The sequence below is a fragment of the Streptomyces sp. NPDC091292 genome (assembly GCF_044757265.1).
GTDB lineage: Bacteria > Actinomycetota > Actinomycetes > Streptomycetales > Streptomycetaceae > Streptomyces.
Genome location: NZ_JBIVUQ010000006.1, coordinates 232,921 through 254,325, shown reverse-complemented (window position 1 = coordinate 254,325; position 21,405 = coordinate 232,921). Strand labels below are relative to the sequence as shown.

Here is a 21,405-nt window from a genome sequence, read left to right as displayed (position 1 = left end):
GACGTGTGGTGGTTCCATGAGTCTTTTTGCAGGTCAAAGCGCGGTGGCCGTCCCGTAAAACACCCGATCGCGCAACGGGGGCCCTGAGACAAGCTGTTGACAGTGCCTGACGGGGTGCATGAGCATACCGATCGATGTCGAAGGTGTGAACGAGCGAGGCCCCCCGATCAGAGGGGTACGCAAGAGATACCCGCTCGTTGCGAGGTGCAGATTCAGCTGTTCTTGTCCGGGGGACTTGATATGCGAAGTCGGGTCGAAGTCGAAGCCGTGTGCCATGGCCTTGTACGCCATCGTGTCCCCACCGTTCCTGCCGGCCTCCATGCGACCGCTCCGCCCAGGTCAGAGCCTTCCACGAGGGGTGCTGTGACCCGGGAGACGCGGTACGTCCGCCGACTGGCTCCCATCGGCGGCTGACGAGGTATTCGCCCGGTTCGATTCGGTCCGAACTGATCGACCACGCCCACGTGCACGGCTCCGGAACAGTCGCCCGCGACTGTCACCGGACAAAGGGAATACAACCCCCCGTTCGGCGGGCGTTCGTTCCCTTTGGGCTGCGCCGGAAACGCACATCATTGTTCATGACTTCAGGGGATTGCGGCCTTGAGTATTTCTCGTGACTCAGCAGAAGACCTCCCTGCCTTCTCGGAGGACGGGAGGGTCGAGGTTTCCTACCCGATGTCACCCGCGCAACAGGGCATTCTGTTCCAGGCTCGGCATGGGGAAAGGGTCGGGTTCTACCACACACAGGTGGTTCTTGAGGTCGCGCGGGAACTCGATGTCGACGCATTCCGCCGGAGTTGGGAGCAGGTCACGCGGAGGCACGCGGCGCTGCGCACGAGCTTCCCGGACCAGACGGGTTCCCCAGGTGAGGTGCCCGTCCAGACGGCCTGGGAAGGCGTGGACGTCCCCGTCGTGGACGAGGACTGGCGGACCCTGGACGAGGCCCAGCGGTCCGAGCGGCACCGGATTCTCCTCGAAGACGACCGCGCACGGGGCTTCACCGTGGACGACGCGCCTTTGTGGCGCCTCCACATCGCCCGTCTGGAGGAGGAGCGGTACCGGATTCTCTGGAGCCGCCACTACATCCTGATGGACGGCCGCAGCCAGGCGAAGGTCCTGCGCGAAGTCGAGCAGATCTATACGAGTCTGACCTCGGGTCAGCCATTGAATCTGCCGGCGGTCGCGCCTTTCCGCACCTACATCGACTGGCTGGGTCAGGGACATCCGCACGACGACCGGGCCGAGGCTTTCTGGCGCGCGGAACTGGACGCGGTCGCCCCTGACGCACCCCTTCCCGTCGAACGCAAAATCCCCGCCGACGAGGAGGCGGACACAGAAGCAGACGCCGCGACCGTCGCGTACCAGCAACTGTCCGTCGTCCTGGACGACCAGGAGACCGCCGCGCTACGGGCCACCGGCGACCGGCACGACCTGACGCTCGCCACCCTGGTCCAGGGCGCCTGGGCCTTCCTCCTGAGCCGCTACAAGAACGCCGACGAGATCGTCATGGGGGTCACCACGCCGGGCCGGTCCGCCGAACTTCCCGGTATCGAGGACATGGTGGGGCTCCTCATCACCACCCTTCCCCTGCGCGTCCCCGTACCCGCCGCGATGGGCCGGGCGGACTGGCTGCGCGACCTGCAACAGCGGTACGCGCGGATCCAGGAGCACGAATACAGCCCGCTGCTCCAGGTCCAGCGGTGGAGCGGCATCAGCTCCGGTGACTCCCTCTTCCAGAGCGTCGTGCTGGTCGAGGACGAGGCCGGGGACGAGGTCGAGGACGAGGACGACGATTCCCCGGCCAACTCCCTCCACATGGTCCGGACAGGGGAAGAGACCCACGCCGCCTACCCGCTCAGCGTCGTCGTCACCCCGGGCGAACGCCTCACGCTCACCCTTCACTACGACACCCGCCGCTTCGAAGCCCACACGGTCGAGCGCATGGCGGGCCACCTCCGCAGGACCGTCACCGAACTGGCCCGCGAACCCCACGCCCCGCTGGGGGAGTTGAGCCTGCTGAGGCCCGCGGAGTTCACGCAGCTCGTCCAGGAGTGGAACGACACCGACACCCCGTACTCACGCGACCTCTGCATCCACCAACTCTTCGAGCAGCGCGTCGCGGAAGCCCCCGACGCCCTGGCCCTGCTCTTCCAGGACGAGCGCTGGACCTACCGCGAGGTCAACGAGCGGGCCAACCAAGTGGCCCACCGTCTCACGGGCATCGGGCTCGGCCGCGGGGACCAGATCGCGATCCTGATGGAGCGCTCAGCGGAGATGATCCCCGCGCTCCTGGGCATCCTGAAGGCCGGCGCCACCTACATCCCGCTGGACGTCAACGCCCCCGCCAAACGCCGGCACTGGATCCTCGACTCCCTCAAGGTGACCTGCGTCCTCACTCAGCAGGCCCTCGTACCCCGGGTCCTGTCCACGGACCCGCTGCCGCACCTCGCCCACCTCGTGTGCCTGGACCCGACGGACACCACCGCGACCCCCACCGGTCCGGAAACCGCCACCGACGCCCCGTACACCGTCCACACCCCCGCCGACCTCGCGACGATGCCCCGGTACAACCTCCCCCTCCGAGGCACCCCCGAGGACCCCGCGTACATCATCTTCACGTCCGGCTCCACCGGCACGCCCAAGGGTGTCGAGGTCGCGCACTTCCCCGCGGTGAACCTGATCGAGTGGGTGAACAACACCTTCTCGGTGGGCGCCGACGACCGCGTCCTCTTCGTCACCGCGCTCACCTTCGACCTGTCCGTGTACGACGTGTTCGGCATCCTGGCCGCCGGCGGCTCGATCCGCGTGGCCACCGGCGAGGACATCCAGGAACCCGCCAACCTGCTGCGCCATCTCGCGGACGAACCCATCACCTTCTGGGACTCGGCGCCCGCCGCGCTGATGCAGCTCGTACCCTTCCTGCCCACGGGCGGCGACGGCACGTACGAGACCGTCTCCCGTTCGCTGCGTCTGATCTTCATGAGCGGGGACTGGATCCCGGTCCACTCGCCGGATGTGATGAGGGCGGCGTTCCCCGAGGTCGAGGTCGTCGGCCTGGGGGGTGCGACCGAGGCGACCGTGTGGTCCAACTTCTTCCCCATCGGGACGGTGGACCCGGCCTGGACGAGCATCCCGTACGGAAAGCCCATCCAGAACGCCCGCTACTACGTCCTCGACGAAAGCCTGCGCCCGTGCCCGATCGACGTGCCGGGCGACCTCTACATCGGCGGCCTCTGCCTCAGCTCCGGCTACGCGAACGAACCCGAGCTGACCGCGGGCAAATACCTCCCCTCGCCCTTCACCGCGACCCCCGGCGAACGCATCTACAAGACCGGCGACATGGCGCGCTGGCGGCCGGACGGGAACCTGGAGTTCCTGGGACGCACCGACTCCCAGGTCAAGATCCGCGGCTACCGCATCGAACTCGGCGAGATCGACAGCATCCTGAGCGAGCACCCCGCCGTCCAGGACGCGGCGACGATCGTCCGCGAGGACAGGACCGGCGACCGGACCCTCGTCTCGCATGTGGTCCTGCACCCGCAGCGCGCCCGCTCGGCGGTGCAGTCCGACGGGGACTCCCTGGCGGGCAAGCGCATCGACCGCTGGCGCGAGGTGTACGACGCGTTCGACCCGACGGCCGCGCGGGGCTCCGAGGACGGCAACGACTTCTCCGGCTGGAACAGCAGCTACACCGGCCTGCCCATCCCGCTCGACGAGATGCGGGCCTGGCAGGAGGACACCGTACGGCTGATCCACGGCTATGAGCCGCGCACGATCCTGGAGATCGGCTGCGGTACCGGCCTGCTGCTCTTCCCGCTCGCCGCCGCCTGCCGCCGCTACTACGGAACGGACTTCTCCGCATCGGCACTTGAGGCCGTCCGGGACCGCCTCGACGCCCACGCGGAGCTGCGCGACACGGTCGTCCTGCACCAGAGGGAAGCGGCCGACGCCTTCGACGGGCTCGACCACCAGCCCGTCGACACGGTCGTCGTCAACTCGGTCGTCCAGTACTTCCCCGACATCAACTATCTGCTCCGCGTCCTCGAAGGCGCCGTGTGCCAGGTCGCCGACGGCGGACGGATCATCGTCGGGGACGTACGGAGCTTCCCGCTGCTCGACGCCTTCCACGCCGACGTCGAGGCGGACCGCGCTCCCGGGGCCATGGGTCGGCAGCAGCTCTGGCAGCGGGTCCAGCAGAGTGTGCGGCAGGAAGAAGAGCTGACCCTCGACCCGGCGTTCTTCCGCGAATGGGCCGCCCGTACCGGACGGGTCTCCCGGGTCGAGATCCGGCCCAAGGGCGGCCGGCACCTCAACGAGATGTCGATGTTCCGCTACCAGGTGGTGCTGCACGTCGGACGCCCCGCACCGGCCGCCGACCACCCGGCGCCGCACACTCCCGAGCTGGACTGGACCGCCGAACGGCTCACCCCGGCGAAGCTGCGCGACCTGCTCACCGGGGAGCGCCCCGACCGGCTCCGGCTCCGCGACCTCCCCAACGCGCGCGTCGAGGACGCCGTCCGCACCCTCCGCTGGCTGAAGGGCGCCTCCGGGGTGGAGACGGTCGAGGCGTGGCGCGCCCTGGACCGGAGGGCGCGGGGCATCGACCCCGAGGACGTACGGGACCTCGCCGAGCAGGCCGGTTACCGGGCCACCCTCGACTGGAGCCGCCACGGCGCAGACGGTCACTACGGGGTGCTGCTGACCCGCGCCGGGCTCGAACTCCGCCCGGACGACGAGGAGTTCATCCGCCTGCCCGACCAGGAGCACACACAAGAGGCCGGGCCCGAGCACGAGACGCCCGCCTGGTCGGACTACGCCAATCAACCTCTCAAGGCGGAGATCCAACACCTCCTGCTGCCCCAGCTCCACACCTACCTCGCGGAGCGCCTGCCCGCCTACATGGTGCCGTCCGACCTGGTGGCGCTCGATGCCCTGCCCGTCACCTCCAGCGGCAAGCTCGACCGCCGCGCGCTGCTGCCGCAGACCACCGAGTCCACGTCGTCGGCGCCCCGCGTACCCGCCCGCAACACCACCGAGGCGCTGCTCGTCTCGATGTGGGAACAGATCCTGTCCCGCGCGCCCATCGGTGTCTTCGACAACTTCTTCGAGCTGGGCGGACACTCGCTCCTCGCCGTGCAACTCGTCGCCCGGATCCGCCAGGTGTTCTCGCTTGAGGTGCCGGTCCGCCTGTTCTTCGACCTGCCGACGATCGCCGAGGTCGCGCGCGAGGTGCAGCGCCGCCAGGAAGAACTCCAGCCGCAGGCGCGCCCCCTCACCCCCGCTCCCCGGGGCGGCCCGTTGCCGGCCACCTTCGACCAGCAACGCCTCTGGTTCATCGACCGGCTCAGCCCCGGAAACACGTCCTACACCGTCAACTGGCTCATCCCCCTCCCGACCTCCGTCCCGACCACGGTGGTTCAGGACGCGCTCGGCGAGATGGTGCGCCGCCACGAGACGCTGCGCACCACCTTCCGCGAGGAGGACGGGCAGGTCTTCCAGGTCGTCGGCGAACCACGACAGGTCGACATGTCGATGGTCGATCTCTCCGGGCTCCCCGAGGCGCAGAGCGAGCAGCAGGCGCAGGACGAGATCCGGCAGTGGTGGGACCAGCCCTTCGACCTCGTCGCGGGCCCCCTGCTGCGGGCCCGGCTCGTCCAGTGGTCGGGGGCCGAGCAGGTCCTCGCGCTGAGCGCGCATCACCTCGTGTTCGACGGCTACTCGATCGGTCTCTTCGGCCAGGAGTACCTGGAGATCTGCCGGGCCCTGGCCGACGGCGAGCGCTGCCCGCTGCCCGACCTGGAGATCCAGTACGCCGACTACGCCGTCTGGCAGCAGAGCTGGCTTGAGGAGGACAGTCTCCGCTACCAGTTGGACTACTGGACGCAGCGGCTCTCCGGCGCACCGGAACTCCTCACCCTCCCCACCGACTTCCCGCGCCCGGACGAGCAGAGCCTCAAGGGCGACTTCCTGCGGCGGCAACTGACACCCGACGACACCCGGCAGCTCGTCCAGGTGAGCCGCGAGTACCAGGTGACGAACTACATCACCATGCTCAGCGGTTACGCCGTTTTCCTCTCGCGCTACAGCGGACAGGACGTCGTCGTGATCGGTGTGCCGATCGCCAACCGCAACCGTGTCGAACTGGAATCCATGATCGGGTTCCTGGTCAACACGGTCGCCGTCCAGGTCGATCTGCGGTCCAACCCCACCTTCGAGGACGTGCTGCTCCAGGTCCGCAAGCAACTCTTCGACGCCCAGAGCCACCAGGAGGTCCCCTTCGAGCGGCTGGTCGACGCGCTGCGGCCGACCCGCAGCCTCGGCCACAACCCCGTGTTCCAGGCCATGTTCGCCGACGAGAGCCTGCCCCTCCTGGACCACGCGTCCGCGCTCGTCCAGGCCAGGCCGTGGATGCACAGCCTCATCGCGGAGGGCATGAGCGTCGGCGTCTCGCGCTTCGACCTCACCCTCATGATCCAGGCCGCCCCGGAGGGCCTGCACTACGGATTCGAGTACAGCACCGACCTGTTTCGGGCGCGGACGGTCGAGCGCATGGCCGACCACTTCGACATGCTGGTGCGCTCCGCGCTCGCGGCACCGGGACAGCGCGTCCAGGACCTGCCGATGGTCGACGAGACCGAGCGCGCCCACCTCGTCGCGACAGGTTTCGGGACCCGCGACGAGACGACACTCGAACCGGCCCTGCCGACCGAGCTGTTCCGGGAACAGGTACGCCGGAACCCCGACCACGTGGCCGTCACCTTCGGCGAATCGGAGCTGACCTATGCGGGTCTGGACCGTCTGTCGAACCGGCTCGCCCATGTGCTGCGGGACCGTGGTGTGGGGCGGGAGTGTCCGGTCGGCCTGTCCGTGCCGCGCTCCCTGGAGATGGTCGCCGCCGTGCTGGCGATTCTGAAGGCGGGTGGGGCGTACGTACCGCTGGATCCGGAGTATCCGGCCGAGCGGCTGGCGTTCATGGCGTCGGATGCCGGGCTGCGGGTCGTCCTGGGTGAGCGTTCGGCGGTCGAGGGGCTGCCGGAGACCGGTGCGGTGGTGCTGGCGGTGGAGGACGTCTGGTCCGAGCTGGACCGGTGGCCCGACACGGCTCCGGAGTCGGACGGGACCGGTGACGACCTCGCGTACGTGATGTACACCTCGGGTTCGACGGGCCGGCCGAAGGGCGTGGCCGTGACCCTGGCCGATGTCGCGGCACTGGCGCTGGACAGCCGCTTCGCCCAGGGCCACGAGCGCGTGCTGCTGCACTCCCCGCAGGCGTTCGACGCGTCCACCTACGAACTCTGGGCGCCGCTCCTCTCCGGGGGCCACGTGGTGATCGCCCCGCAGGGGTCGGTGACCCCCGGGGTGCTACGGGAGAGCGTGGCGGCCCACGGAGTCTCGGCGGTGTGGCTGACGGCGGCCCTGTTCCATCTCTTCGCCGAGGAGGACCCGGGGTGCTTCGCCGGCCTGGGCGAGGTGTGGACCGGCGGGGACGCGGTGCGCGCCGAGGCGGTCCGACAGGTACGCGCGGCCTGCCCCGGGTTGGTCGTCGTGGACGGCTACGGGCCGACCGAGACCACGACCTTCGCCACCAGCTACCGCATCGAGCCCGACGCGGAACTGCCGGCCGTGATACCGATCGGCCGGCCCCTGGACAACATGCAGGTATTCGTCCTCGACGGACATATGCAGCCCGTCCCGGTGGGTGTTGCGGGTGAGTTGTTCATTGGTGGGGTGGGGTTGGCGCGGGGTTATGTGGGGCGTTCGGATTTGACGGCTGAGGTGTTTGTGGCGAATCCGTTTGGTGGTGGGGGGAGTCGTTTGTATCGGTCGGGGGATTTGGCGCGGTTGTTGCCGGATGGGAATGTGGAGGTGTTGGGGCGGGTCGATGATCAGGTGAAGATTCGTGGTTTTCGGGTGGAGTTGGGGGAGGTGGAGTCGGTGTTGATGTCGCATCCGTTGGTGCGGGGTGCGGCGGTGTTGGTGCATGAGGTGGGTGGGCGGAAGCGGTTGGTGGCGTTTGTGGTGTGTCGTGGGGTGGTGGCGGGGGAGGTGTTGCAGGCGTTTGTGGGGGAGCGGTTGCCGGTGTATATGGTGCCGGGTGTTTTTGTGCCGTTGGATGTGTTGCCGTTGAGTCCGAATGGGAAGGTGGATCGGCGGGTTTTGGCGGGGTTGCCGTGGGAGGGTTTTGCGGCGGTGGGTGAGGGTGAGTTTGTGGCGCCGCGTTCGGAGGTGGAGGTGGAGTTGGCGCGTATTTGGGGTGCGGTGCTCGGGGTCGATCGTCCGGTGGGTGTGCGGGATAACTTCTTTGCTTTGGGTGGGGATTCGATTTTGAGTCTTCAGGTGATTTTCCGGGCGAAGCAGGTGGGTTTGTATTTCACGGTGAAGCAGCTTTTCGAGTGTCAGTCGATTGGTGAGTTGGCGGGGGTGGTGGAGCGGCGTGATGTGGCGCGGGTGGTGGCGGAGCAGGGGTTGGTGACGGGTCGGGTGGTGTTGACGCCTGTTCAGCGGTGGTTCTTCGCGCAGGGGTTGGTGCGGGTGGATCACTTCAATCAGTCGGTGGTGGTGGAGGTGGCTGCGGGGTTGGGGTCGGGGTTGTGGGAGGGGGTGGTGGGTCGGTTGCTGGAGCAGCATGACGGTCTGCGGGCGCGGTTCCTGCGGGAGTCCTCGGGCGAGTGGCGGGCTGAGCTGGCCGGTATGCCGGAGACGCTGCCGTGGGAGGTGTGCGACCTGTCGTCGTGCGCGCCGTGTGAGCGTGAGGGACGGCTGCTGGAGGTTGCTGAGCGGACGCAGCGGAGTTTGAGTCTGGCGGAGGGGTTGTTGTTCAGGGCGGTGCTGTTCACCGGGTTGGGCGGTGAGAAGGACCGTCTGCTGTTGGTGGCGCATCACCTGGTGGTCGACGTGGTGTCGTGGCGGATCCTCCTGGAAGACCTTGGCACGCTGGCCGAACAGGCCGAGCAGGGGCGGGAGTTGGCGTTGCCGGCCAAGTCGAGTTCCTGGCAGCAGTGGGCCGCTCGGCTGGACGAGGAGGCACGGAGTACTGCGACGGCGGACGAACTCGCTTACTGGAGCGAGCAGGCCGGAGCACCGGCTCGCGCGCTGCCGCTGGACGGTACGGGTGACGACAACACGATGGGTGAAAGCCGTGTCCTGCGGGTTGCCCTCGGAGCCGAGGAGACACGTGGGTTGCTGCGGGATGTTCCGGCGGCCTTCCACACCCGTATCAATGACGTCCTGCTGACGGGTGTCGCGTCGGCGCTGGGTGCGTGGACGGGCGACGGCCATGTCCGCGTCGATGTCGAGGGCCATGGTCGTGTGGACCTTTTCGACGACGTGGATGTGTCCCGCACGACGGGTTGGTTCACCACGATCTCCCCGCTGCGACTGCCGGTTCCGTCGCCCGAGGGTCTGGCGGACGGGTTGAAGCAGGTCAAGGAGCTGCTGCGGGCACGGCCTCGGGAGGGGATCGGGTACGGCCTCTTGGCCTATGGCGGACCCGAAGCTACCTCCGGCATTGACATGGGTACGGGCACTTCGCCAGGCCGGTCCGCGCAGGTCAGCTTCAACTACCTGGGCCAGTTCGATGGCTCCCTCTCCGGCAGTTTCGCCGCCTCGTCGGGCCGGGCCGGGCCCGACTGGGATCCCGGCACCCGGCGCCCGTACCTCCTCGATGTGATCAGCCATGTCCAGGACGGCGAACTCCACATGGAGTGGACGTACAGCGGCGCAGCACATGAGGAGGCGACGATCCGGCGGGTCGCGGAAGCCACGCTCGACGTGCTCCGGCGGCTGGCCGACGAGGCGAAGCGCCCGGACACCATCGGGTACAGCCCCTCCGACCTGCCGCTGAGCGGTCTGACGCAGGAACAGATCAACGACGTCATCGGCCGGCTCCGTGCGCTTCCCGCCTGGCAGTCGACCACCCTCCCGCGCCCCCTGGAGGACTGCTACCCCCAGACTCCAGTCCAACAGGGCCTCTGGTTCCAGAGCGAGTTCGCGCAGGGCGAGGGCATCTACCACGTACAACTGATCCTCGGGATCGATCAGGAGCTGGACGCCGAGGCGTTCCGGGAGAGCTGGGCGCGGGTCATGCGGCGCCACTCGATCCTGCGGACCGGATTCTGGACGACTGAGGAGAACGAAGCCCTTCAACTGGTCTGGGCCGACCTTCCGCTCCCGCTCCGGACGGAGGACTGGCGCTCACACACCGCGACGGAACAGCGGAGCCGATTGGAGACGTATCTCCAGGAGGACCGCACCCGGGGCTTCGCCCCCCACGACACACCCCAGTGGCGCATGCTCCTCGCCCGCACCGCCGACGACCGGCACCAACTCGTATGGAGCGCGCACCACAGCGTCCTGGACGGCTGGAGCATCAGCCTGATCCTCAACGACGCCGTGCGCGAGTACGGAGCCCTCATCCAGGGTCGGCACCTGGAGCAGACGCCGACCCGGCCCTACCGCGACTATGTGTCCTGGCTGAAGGCGCAGGATCTCGAACAGGCCGAGGACTACTGGCGCGACACGTTGAAGGGTGTCGAGCAGGCCACCCCTCTGAGCATCGAGCGGCACACCTCCGCCGGGGCCGTTCCGGTCGGTGGGCTCGGTGGACTTGGTGAACCCGGTGGGCTGGGTGGTGGCGGTCAGGCGGAGTTCAGTGTCCTCTTCAGCGACGAGGACACCGAACGGTTGCACCAACTGGCCCACACCCACCACTTGACGCTGAACACCGTCCTTCAGGGCTGCTGGGCTCTGCTGGTCGCCCGTTACACCGGCAGCGACGACGTCGTCTTCGGGACCGTGGTGTCCGGGCGCCCCTCCGAGGTCGAGGGCATCGAGGGCACGGTCGGCCTCTTCATCAACACACTTCCCCTCCGCGTGAGGATGCCCGATGACAGCTCCGCCCTCACCTGGCTGCACGCGCTCCAGGAGCAGAACGTGCAGATGCGGCAGTACGAATACAGCCCGCTCGGCACGGTCCAGCAGGCGAGCGGACTGCCCGCCGGCGCGCCCCTCTTCGAAAGCCTCTTCGTCTTCGAGAACTACCCCGTGGAGAAGGACGACTCCGCCGCGCTGCGCTTCGACCTGACCCGTTCCGAGGAGCGGATCAACTATCCCCTCGGCATCGTGGCCACCGTTCCGGACCGACACCTCCAGATCACGGTGCAGTACGACACCGCACGCTTCGAGAAGGATGCGGTCGAGCGCATGCTCGGTCATCTTCGCAGCGTCTGTTCCCAGCTCGCCCGGGAGCCGGAGACACGGCTGAGCGACATCACCGTCCTCACCCAGGAGGAGCGTCAGCAGATCCTCCGGCAGAGCGATCCCGCGCCTCAACAGGCGTCGGAAGCAGGTGAGTTCGACCTGTCGGCCTTCGCGGCCGGGGCCAGGACCGCGGAAGAGCGCGAGCTGCTGGCGCGACTCGTCGCGGAAGTTCAGGGCATGTCGCCCAGCGATCTCCAGGACCAGATTCTGAGTGCGTCACCGGCTGTCGATCCGAGTGCGTCACCGGCTATCGAGACGAGTGAGAACCATGAGTGAACTGCTTCCTCAGCTTGAGAACCTGACCCCGGAGCAGCAAGCGCTCCTGCGCCTTCGACTCCAGCAGATCAAGCAGCAGGCGGACCAGCCGGCGCCCTTTCACGAGCTGTTCGCCGGGCAGGTTCATCGCTGTCCCGACCGCGTCGCGGTGGCATTCGGTGACGCCCAGCTGAGTTACGCGGGTCTGGACCGTCTGTCGAACCGGCTCGCCCATGTGCTGCGGGACCGTGGTGTGGGGCGCGAGTGTCTGGTCGGTCTATGCGTGTCACGTTCCCTGGAGATGGTCGTCGGCCTGCTCGCGATTCTGAAGGCGGGCGGGGCGTACGTACCGCTGGATCCGGAGTATCCGGCGGACCGGTTGGCGTACATGGCGTCGGACGCGGGGCTGACGGTCGTCCTGGGTGAGCGTTCGGCGGTCCGGGCGCTGCCGGAGACGGATGCGGTGGTGCTGGCCGTGGAGGACGTCTGGTCCGAGCTGGACCGGTGGCCCGACACGGCTCCGGAGTCGGACGGCACCTGCGACGACCTGGCCTACGTCATCTACACGTCCGGTTCGACAGGTCGGCCGAAGGGCGTCCAGATCTCCCACCGCGGCTTCCGCGCCATCGCCCGGTGGCAGCACGAGAACTACGGCCTGGACACTCCTCAGCGCATCCTTCAGGGCACATCCCTGAACTTCGACATCTCTGTCTGGGAATTCTCTGCGGCGCTCCTGTCCGGCAGCACGCTGGTACTGCCGCCCGCGGACCTCAAAATGATCGGCACCGATCTCGCCGACCTACTCATCGAGCAGGCCGTCGCGAGCATCAACCTGACGCCGGCCGCACTGTCCACCCTCCCCGAGGAATCCCTGCCGCACCTGCGCTGCGTCTCCGTCGGCGGTGAGGCATGCCCCCTCGACCTCGTCCGTGTCTGGTCCCCCGGCCGCATGTTCTTCAACGGCTACGGCCCCTCGGAAGCCACCATCGCCGTGAGCGTCGCCCGATACGGGCCCGAACTGGAACGCGTCCACATCGGCCGCCCGATCGGCGGATCGCAACTGTACGTGCTCGATTCACGCCTCCAACTCCAGCCGGTTGGTGTTGCGGGTGAGTTGTTCATTGGTGGGGTGGGGTTGGCTCGGGGTTATGTGGGGCGTTCGGATTTGACTGCTGAGGTGTTTGTGGCGAATCCGTTTGGTGGTGGGGGGAGTCGTTTGTATCGGTCGGGGGATTTGGCGCGGTTGTTGCCGGATGGGAATGTGGAGGTGTTGGGGCGGGTCGATGATCAGGTGAAGATTCGTGGTTTTCGGGTGGAGTTGGGGGAGGTGGAGTCGGTGTTGATGTCCCATCCGTTGGTGCGGGGTGCGGCGGTGTTGGTGCATGAGGTGGGTGGGCGGAAGCGGTTGGTGGCGTTTGTGGTGTGTCGTGGGGTGGTGGCGGGGGAGGTGTTGCAGGCGTTTGTGGGGGAGCGGTTGCCGGTGTATATGGTGCCGGGTGTTTTTGTGCCGTTGGATGTGTTGCCGTTGAGTCCGAATGGGAAGGTGGATCGGCGGGCTTTGGCGGGGTTGCCGTGGGAGGGTTTTGCGGCGGTGGGTGAGGGTGAGTTTGTGGCGCCGCGTTCGGAGGTGGAGGTGGAGTTGGCGCGTATTTGGGGTGCGGTGTTGGGTGTGGATGGTCCGGTGGGTGTGCGGGACAACTTCTTCGCTTTGGGTGGGGATTCGATTTTGAGTCTTCAGGTGATTTTCCGGGCGAAGCAGGTGGGTTTGTATTTCACGGTGAAGCAGCTTTTCGAGTGTCAGTCGATTGGTGAGTTGGCGGGGGTGGTGGAGCGGCGGGATGTGGCGCGGGTGGTGGCGGAGCAGGGGTTGGTGACGGGGCCGGTGGTGTTGACGCCTATTCAGCGGTGGTTCTTCGCACAGGGGTTGGTGCGGGTGGATCACTTCAATCAGTCGGTGGTGGTGGAGGTGGCTGCGGGGTTGGGGTCGGGGTTGTGGGAGGGGGTGGTGGGTCGGTTGCTGGAGCAGCATGACGGTCTGCGGGCGCGGTTCCTGCGGGATGAGGGTGCCGAGTGGCGCGCGGAACTCTGCGGTATGCCGGAGACGCTGCCGTGGCAGGTGTGTGACCTGTCGTCGCATGCGCCGGGTGAGCGTGAGGCGCGGTTGCTGGAGGTTGCTGAGCGGACGCAGCGGAGTTTGAGTCTGGCGGAGGGGTCGTTGTTCAGGGCGGTGCTGTTCACCGGGCTGGGCGGCGACAAGGACCGCCTCCTGTTGGTGGCGCATCACCTCGTGGTCGATGTGGTGTCGTGGCGGATCCTTCTGGAAGACCTGGGCACGCTGGCCGAACAGGCCCAACAGCGGCGGGAGTTGGTGCTGCCGGCCAAGTCGAGTTCCTGGCAGCAGTGGGCCGCTCGGCTGGACGAGGAAGCACGCGGCGCTACGACCGCGAGCGAAGAGGCGTACTGGAGTGAGCAGGCCGGAGCCCCGGTTCTGGCCCTGCCCCTGGACGCCTCGGGTGACAGCCCGCATGGCGACAACACCGTGAGGGCCAGCCGTGTCCACCGCGCCGTGCTAGGGGCGGAGGAGACACGTGGGTTGCTGCGGGATGTTCCGGCGGCTTTCCACACTCGTATCAATGACGTCCTGCTGACGGGTGTCGCGTCGGCGCTCGGCGCGTGGACGGGCGACAGTCATGTGCGGGTCGATGTCGAGGGCCATGGTCGTGTGGACCTTTTCGACGACGTGGATGTGTCCCGCACGACGGGTTGGTTCACCACGATCTCCCCGCTGCGGCTGCCGGTTCCGTCGCCCGAAGGTCTGGCGGACGGCCTCAAGCAGGTCAAGGAGCTGCTGCGGGCGCGCCCCCGGGACGGCATCGGATACGGCCTCCTCGCCCACAACCCCCAAACCAGGACCACCACCGGCACCGGCACCAGCACCGATATCACCACCGGCCCATCGCCAAGCCACTCCGCCCAGGTCAGCTTCAACTACCTGGGCCAGTTCGACGGCTCCCTCTCCGGCAGTTTCGCCGCGTCCTCCGGCAGCGCCGGTGCCGACTGGGACCCCGCCAACACACGCCCGTACCTCATCGACATCGTCAGTCACGTCCAGGACGGCGAACTCCACATGGAGTGGACGTACGGCGGTGCCGTCCATGAGGAGGCGACGATCCGGCGGGTCGCCGAGGACACACTCGATGTCCTCCGGCGGCTGGCCGACGAGGCGAAGCGCCCGGACACCATCGGGTACAGCCCCTCCGACCTCCCCCTGAGCGGTCTGACCCAGGACCAGATCAACGACGTCGTGGGCCGCCTGCGTACCCTCCCCGCCTGGCAGTCCGGCAGCCACCCCCGCCCGCTGGAGGACTGCTATCCGCAGACACCCGTCCAGCAGGGCATGTGGTTCCAGAGCCAGTACGCACCCGGCGAGGGTACGTACCACGTCCAGAACGTGTTGCGGATCGATCAGGAGCTGGACGTCGAGGCGTTCCGGGAGAGCTGGGCGCGGGTCATGCGGCGCCACTCGATCCTGCGGACCAGCTTCTGGACGACCGAGGAGAACGAAGCTCTTCAACTGGTCTGGGCCGACCTCCCGGTCCCGCTCCAGAACGAGGACTGGCGCTCCCACACCCCCGCCGAACAGCGAAACCTCCTGGACACCCACCTCCAGGACGACCGCACCCAGGGCTTCGCCCCTCACGACACACCCCAGTGGCGCATGCTCCTCGCCCGCACAGCGGATGAGTCATACGAACTCGTCTGGAGCGCCTACCACAGCATCCTGGACGGCTGGAGCATCAGCCTCATCCTCAACGACGCCGTCCAGGAGTACGGAGCCCTCACCCAGGGGCGCCATCTGGAGCACACACCCCCGCGGCCCTACCGCGACTATGTGTCCTGGCTGAAGGCGCAGGACCTGGAACAGGCCGAGACCTACTGGCGCGACACACTGGACGGCTTCGAGGAGCCCACCCCGCTCAACCTCGGCACACGCAAAGACCCCGCGAACGCCACCACGGCCGAGCCGGCCTCCTACGCCTGGGCCGACACCCTCCTCACCGAGGCGGAGACCGCGCAACTCCAGAACATGGCCCAGCGGCACCGGCTCACCCTCAACACCGTCCTCCAGGGCTGTTGGGCGATCCTGCTCGGCCGCTACACCGGCCGGGACGACGTCGTCTTCGGGACCGTGGTGTCCGGGCGCCCCTCCGAGGTGGAGGGCGTCGAGCGGATGATCGGTCTCTTCATCAACACACTTCCCCTCCGCGTGCGCATGCCCGAGGACAGCCCCGTACTGGCATGGCTGCACGCACTCCAGGAGCAGAGCGTGCGGATGCGGCAGTACGAGTACAGCCCGCTCGGCACGGTCCAGCGGGCGAGCGGACTGCCCGCCGGCGCGCCCCTCTTCGAGAGCCTTTTCGTCTTCGAGAACTACCCGGAGGACGAGAACGGCGACGCCGCGCTGCGCCTGGAGGCGCTGGGGTCGCGGGAGCAGACCCACTACCCGATCAACACCGCGATCACCGTGGGCAAGCGGATCGGCATCAACATCCTCTACGACACACGGCGGTTCGACGCCCCGACCGTGGAGGCGATGCTCGCGCATCTGCGCCAGATCTGCCGTGCGCTGGTGGCGGATCCGGGGCGGTCCCTCGCCCAGGTGCCCGTCCTCACGGACGCCGAACGCGCGCGGGCGCTGGACGAGTGGAGCGTCGACACCACGGCACCCGTCGAGCCCGCGTTCTACCACCAGCTCATGGAGGAGCAGGCGCGCAAGACCCCCGACTCGGTCGCGGTCGTCCACGAGGACCAGCACCTCACCTACGCCGAACTCGACAGCCGGGCCAACCAGCTCGCCCACTGGCTGCGCGGTCGTGGCGTCGGACCCGAGGTCATGGTCGGGCTCTGTCTCGATCGGTCCCTGGAAGGCATCGTCGGCCTGCTGGGCATCCTCAAGGCAGGCGGGGCGTACGTCCCGATCGACCCCCGGTACCCCCTCGACCGTATGACGTACGTGGTCGAGGACGCGCGGATGCACCTGATGCTGACGCAGTCGCACTTGCTGCCGAAGGTGCCGAATCCGCGAGGGCTGCCGGCCGGGGATCTGAAGACCCTCTGCCTGGACACCGAGTGGTCCGAGGTCGCCGCCGAGCCGAGGACCGCGCCCACGACGACGGACCTCACCCCGGAGCACCTCGCGTACATCATCTACACCTCCGGATCGACGGGCCGGCCGAAGGGGGTGATGGTCGCCCACCGGTGCCTTCAGCACGTGGTGCCGTGGATCCGGCGGAACACATGCTTCGACCGACGGCAGAACGTCCTCCAAGTCGCCTCCACCAGCTTCGACTTCTCCGTCTGGGAGATCCTTCTCCCGCTCGTCACCGGCGGCACCCTCCACATACCCGCCCCCGGCGTCCGCATGATCGGCACCGACCTCCAGCGCATGCTGTCCGAGCGGGCGATCGAGAGCCTGAACTTCACTCCGGGCGCCCTGGCCACCCTGCCCACGGACGACCCGCTGCCGCACCTGCGCACCCTGGTCGTCGGCGGCGAGGCGTACTCGGCGGACCTCATCAGGACCTGGGCGCCGGGCCGCACCTTCTTCAACGTCTACGGCCCGACCGAGTCCACGATCTTCGCCACCGGCACGCACACAGACGAGCACCTGGACCTCATCCACCTCGGCGGTCCGATCACCAATGTGCGGCTCTACGTCCTCGACCCGTACCTCCAGCCCGTACCGCCCGGTGTCCCCGGCGAGCTGTACATCGGTGGTGTCGGGGTGACCCGGGGCTATATGAACCGCCCCGACCTCACTGCCGAATCCTTCGTCGCGGACCCGTTCGGCGGCGAGCCCGGCAGCCGCCTCTACCGGAGCGGGGACCTCGTCCGGCACCTTCCCGACGGGAACATCGAGTTCATCGAGCGCATCGACGGCCAGGTGAAGATCCGGGGCTTCCGGATCGAGCTGGGCGAGATCGAGGCCGTACTCGAACAGCATCCGCTCGTGGACCGGTGCGCGGTGCTCGCCCAGCCGGACGGCCCGAGCAAACGCCTGGTCGCGTATGTGGTGCTGCGCGGTGACGACGGCACTCCGGATGCCACCGACGTACTCCGGACACACCTGCGGGAACAAGTGCCCTCCTACATGGTGCCTTCGGCCTTCGTGCACCTCGGCGAACTGCCGCTCAACGGCAACGGCAAGCTGAACCGCAAGGCACTTCCCCTGCCCGAGGAGGGTGCGACGCCCGCCCTGGCCGCGAACGGGCTGCCGAGGACGGCGACCGAGGCGCGGCTCGCCGAGATCTGGGAAGAGGTCCTGGGCCAGGGCCCCGTCGGTGTCTTCGACGACTTCTTCACCCTGGGCGGGCATTCGCTGCTCGCGGTGAAGGTGGTGGCGCGCATCCAGCAGACGTTCGGTGTGGAGATGCCCGTCCGGGTGCTGTTCGAGCAGCCCGCCCTCTCCCAGGTCGCGACGGAACTCGACGGTCTGCTGCGCGCACAGCAGCCGTACCCCGTCGTCCCGCTCGTCCCCGTACCGCGCGACGCACCGATCCCCGCGACGTTCGACCAGCAGCGGCTCTGGTACATGGACCGGCTGCACCCGGACAGCTCCCTCTACACGGTCGGCTGGGTCCTGCACCGGCCCACCGCCGTGGACCCGGCGCGGCTGCGGCGCGCGCTCGCGGCGCTGATCGCGCGCCACGAGATCCTGCGGACCACGTTCCGTGAGCGGGACGGGCGCGTGTGGCAGGAGATCGCGGCGACCGGGACCGTCGACCTCCGCGAGGCCGACCTGTCGGGACAGCCGGCGGAGCGGCGGACGGAGTCGGTGAAGGCCGCCACCCGTGAGCTGTGGCTGCGGAACTTCGACCTCACCGAGGGACCCCTCTTCCGCACCCTCCTCGTCCACCTGTCCGACACCGAGGCGCTGCTCGCCTTCAGCGCCCACCACGCCGTCTTCGACGGCTACTCGGTCCGCATCCTCAACGAGGAACTGCTCCGGATCTACGACACACTCGGAGCGGACGACACACTCGCCGAGGTCGGCTCCCTCGGCGAGGACGACTCCTTCACACTTGAGCCGCCGCCGGCCGTCCAATACGCCGACTACGCGGTGTGGCAGCAGCAATGGCTCGACGAGGACCGGCTGCGGCCCCATCTCCAGTACTGGAAGGAGGAGTTGGCGGACGCGCCCGCGCTGATCTCCCTGCCGACCGACCACCCCCGGCCCGCGGTGCAGAACTACCAGGGCGCCAACCTCACCTGCTCGCTGCCGCCGGAGATCGCCGAGCGCGTCAGAACCGTGAGCGGTGAGCACCGGACCACGGACTTCGTGACCCTGCTGAGCGCGTTCGCCGTGCTGCTCTCGCACTACAGCGGCCAGGACAAGGTGGTCATCGGTATCCCGGTCGCCAACCGCAGCCGGATCGAGACCGAGCCGATGATCGGGTTCCTGGTCAACACGATCGCGCTGTGCGTCGACCTGGCGGGCAACCCGGACTTCTCCGCTGTGCTGAAGCAGGTCCGCCGGCGGCTCCTGGAGGCGCAGAGCCACCAGGAGGTGCCGTTCGACCGGATCGTCGAGGAGCTGAAGCCCGAGCGCAGCCTGAGCTACGGTCCCGTGTTCCAGGTGATGTTCACCGGCCTCGACAAACTCTTCGAGGATCTGCCGGGGTCGCGGGACGAGCCCGACTGGATCCATGACGTGACCGGCGACGGCATCGGCGTCGCCAAGTTCGACCTGGGCCTCAGCATCCAGCGGCGCGGCGGCGAGGTGCAGTACATCTTCGAGTACAGCACCAACCTCTTCGAGCGGGACACCGTCGCCGGCATGGGAGAGCACCTGCGCACCCTGCTCCGGGCGGCCCTGGACGCCCCGGACACCCCCGTGGCCCGGCTCCCGCTGCTCCCGGACGCGGACCGCACACGCATCATGGACACCCGGAACGCCACCCGCGACGACAGCGCGCTGCGCCCGGTGTGCCTGCACGAACTCTTCGCCGAGCAGGTCCGCAGGACACCCGACAGGATCGCCCTGTCCTACGAGGACCAGCAGCTCAGCTACGCCGCACTGGACCGTCGTGCCAACCGGCTGGCGCGGACCCTCCGCGACCACGGGGTGGGTCCTGAGACCCGCGTCGGTGTCTGCATGCACCGCTCACTCGACCTGGTGACCGGCCTGCTCGCCGTCCTCAAGGCCGGAGGCGCCTATCTGCCCCTGGACCCCGATTACCCGCAGGACCGGCTCGCCTTCATGGCCGAGGACGCGCAGGTCGCGTTCGCCCTCGTACAGCCCGGGACCAGGGAAACGGTCGCCGGCCTGGGCGACCGGGGCATCCCGTTCATCGAACTCGACGGTGACGACACCTCCTGGCTGGACGCGAGCCCCGACCCACTGAACGCAACAGGCACACCGAACACACCGGACACACTGGATGCCGCCGTGGGCCCGGACAACCTGGCCTACGTGATCTACACCTCCGGCTCCACCGGCAGGCCCAAGGGCGCCATGCTGTCCCACCGCGGCATCTGCAACCGGCTGCTGTGGATGCAGGACGCGTACGGCCTGACGGAGGACGACCGTGTCCTGCAGAAGACCCCGTACAGCTTCGACGTGTCCGTGTGGGAGTTCTTCTGGCCCCTGATCGCCGGCGCGCAGTTGCATGTCGCGCGGCCCGACGGGCACCGGGACCCGGCCTATCTCGCCGAGCTGATCGCACGTCAGGGCATCGGCGTGCTGCACTTCGTGCCCTCGATGCTGCAGACCCTGCTGCGGCAGCAGACGGTGGCCGCGCAGTGCCGGGGCGTCCGGCATGTGGTGTGCAGTGGTGAGGCGCTGCCACTGGAGGTGCAGGAACAGTTCCGGCGGACCCTGCCGGGCACCCGGCTGCACAATCTGTACGGGCCGACCGAGGCGTCGGTCGACGTCAGCTTCTGGGAGTGCGGGGACGACCCGGGCGCCACCACGGTCCCCATCGGCCGCCCGGTGGTCAACACCCGGCTGTACATCCTCAACGAGGCGATGGAGCCGGTGCCCGACGGTGTCATCGGCGAGCTGTACATCGGCGGCGTCCAACTGGCGCGCGGCTATCTGGCCCGCCCCGACCTGACCGCCGAGCGTTTCGTCGCCGACCCCTTCGGCCCTGGCCGGCTCTATGCGACCGGTGACCTGGCCCGGTACCGGGCCGACGGTGTCATCGAGTACGCGGGCCGCAAGGACCACCAGATCAAGATCCGCGGCTATCGCATCGAGATCGAGGAGATCGAGGCGGTGCTCGCCGAGCATCCGGCCGTGGCGTCGTGTCTGGTCGTCGTGCACGAGGTCACGTCCGCCGACAAACGGCTGACGGCCTTCCTCACCTGGGAGTCCGGGCGGGAGGCGTCCCAGGACGAGTTGCGGGCGCATCTCCTGGAGCGGCTTCCCGAGTACATGGTGCCCAGCTACTTCGTACCGCTGGACGCCTTTCCCCTCAGCGCCAACGGCAAGGTGGACCGCAAGGCGCTCCCGGCGCTGACGGACATCGTCCAGCAGGCACAGGCAAGCGAGACCCATGTCGCTCCCCGGACCGAGACCGAGACGGTCCTCGCGGAGCTGTGGGCGCGCCTTCTGGAGCTGGAACGGGTGGGGATCCGCGACGACTTCTTCCACCTCGGCGGCCACTCGCTCCTCGTGGCCTCCATGGCGACCGAGGTCCAGGACCGCTGGGGCATCTCGCTCATGCTCACGACGGTGTTCCAGAACCGGACGATCGAGGCGCTGGCCCAGGTCATCGAGCAGACCGTGGACGAGGGCGACAGCGAGGAACTGGACGCGGCGGAGCTGTTCGACCTGCTCTGAGACGCGCGAGGAGAGAAGGCCGAGGAGAGAAGAGCGAGGAGAGAAGG

At 68.2% G+C, this 21,405-nt stretch carries 2 protein-coding genes; both read left to right on the top strand.

All coding sequences use genetic code 11. The features are described from left to right. Positions 1–675 precede the first annotated feature (675 nt). Entirely contained in the window at positions 676–11,535 is a 10,860-nt protein-coding gene (locus tag ACIQNU_RS19495) for an amino acid adenylation domain-containing protein (protein WP_401367663.1), read from the top strand. Continuing rightward, positions 11,528–21,358: an amino acid adenylation domain-containing protein gene (locus ACIQNU_RS19490; RefSeq protein WP_401367661.1), complete on the top strand. Its 9,831-nt coding sequence runs from the start codon at positions 11,528–11,530 to the stop codon at positions 21,356–21,358. The genes ACIQNU_RS19495 and ACIQNU_RS19490 overlap by 8 nt, the downstream gene beginning before the upstream one ends. Positions 21,359–21,405: the final 47 nt, after the last annotated feature.

Excerpts from the sequence above, each read along its gene's own strand:
- ACIQNU_RS19490 (WP_401367661.1), top strand. The coding sequence starts at position 11,528 with ATGAGTGAACTGCTTCCTCAGCTTGAGAACCTGACCCCGGAGCAGCAA.
- ACIQNU_RS19495 (WP_401367663.1), top strand. The coding sequence starts at position 676 with ATGTCACCCGCGCAACAGGGCATTCTGTTCCAGGCTCGGCATGGGGAA.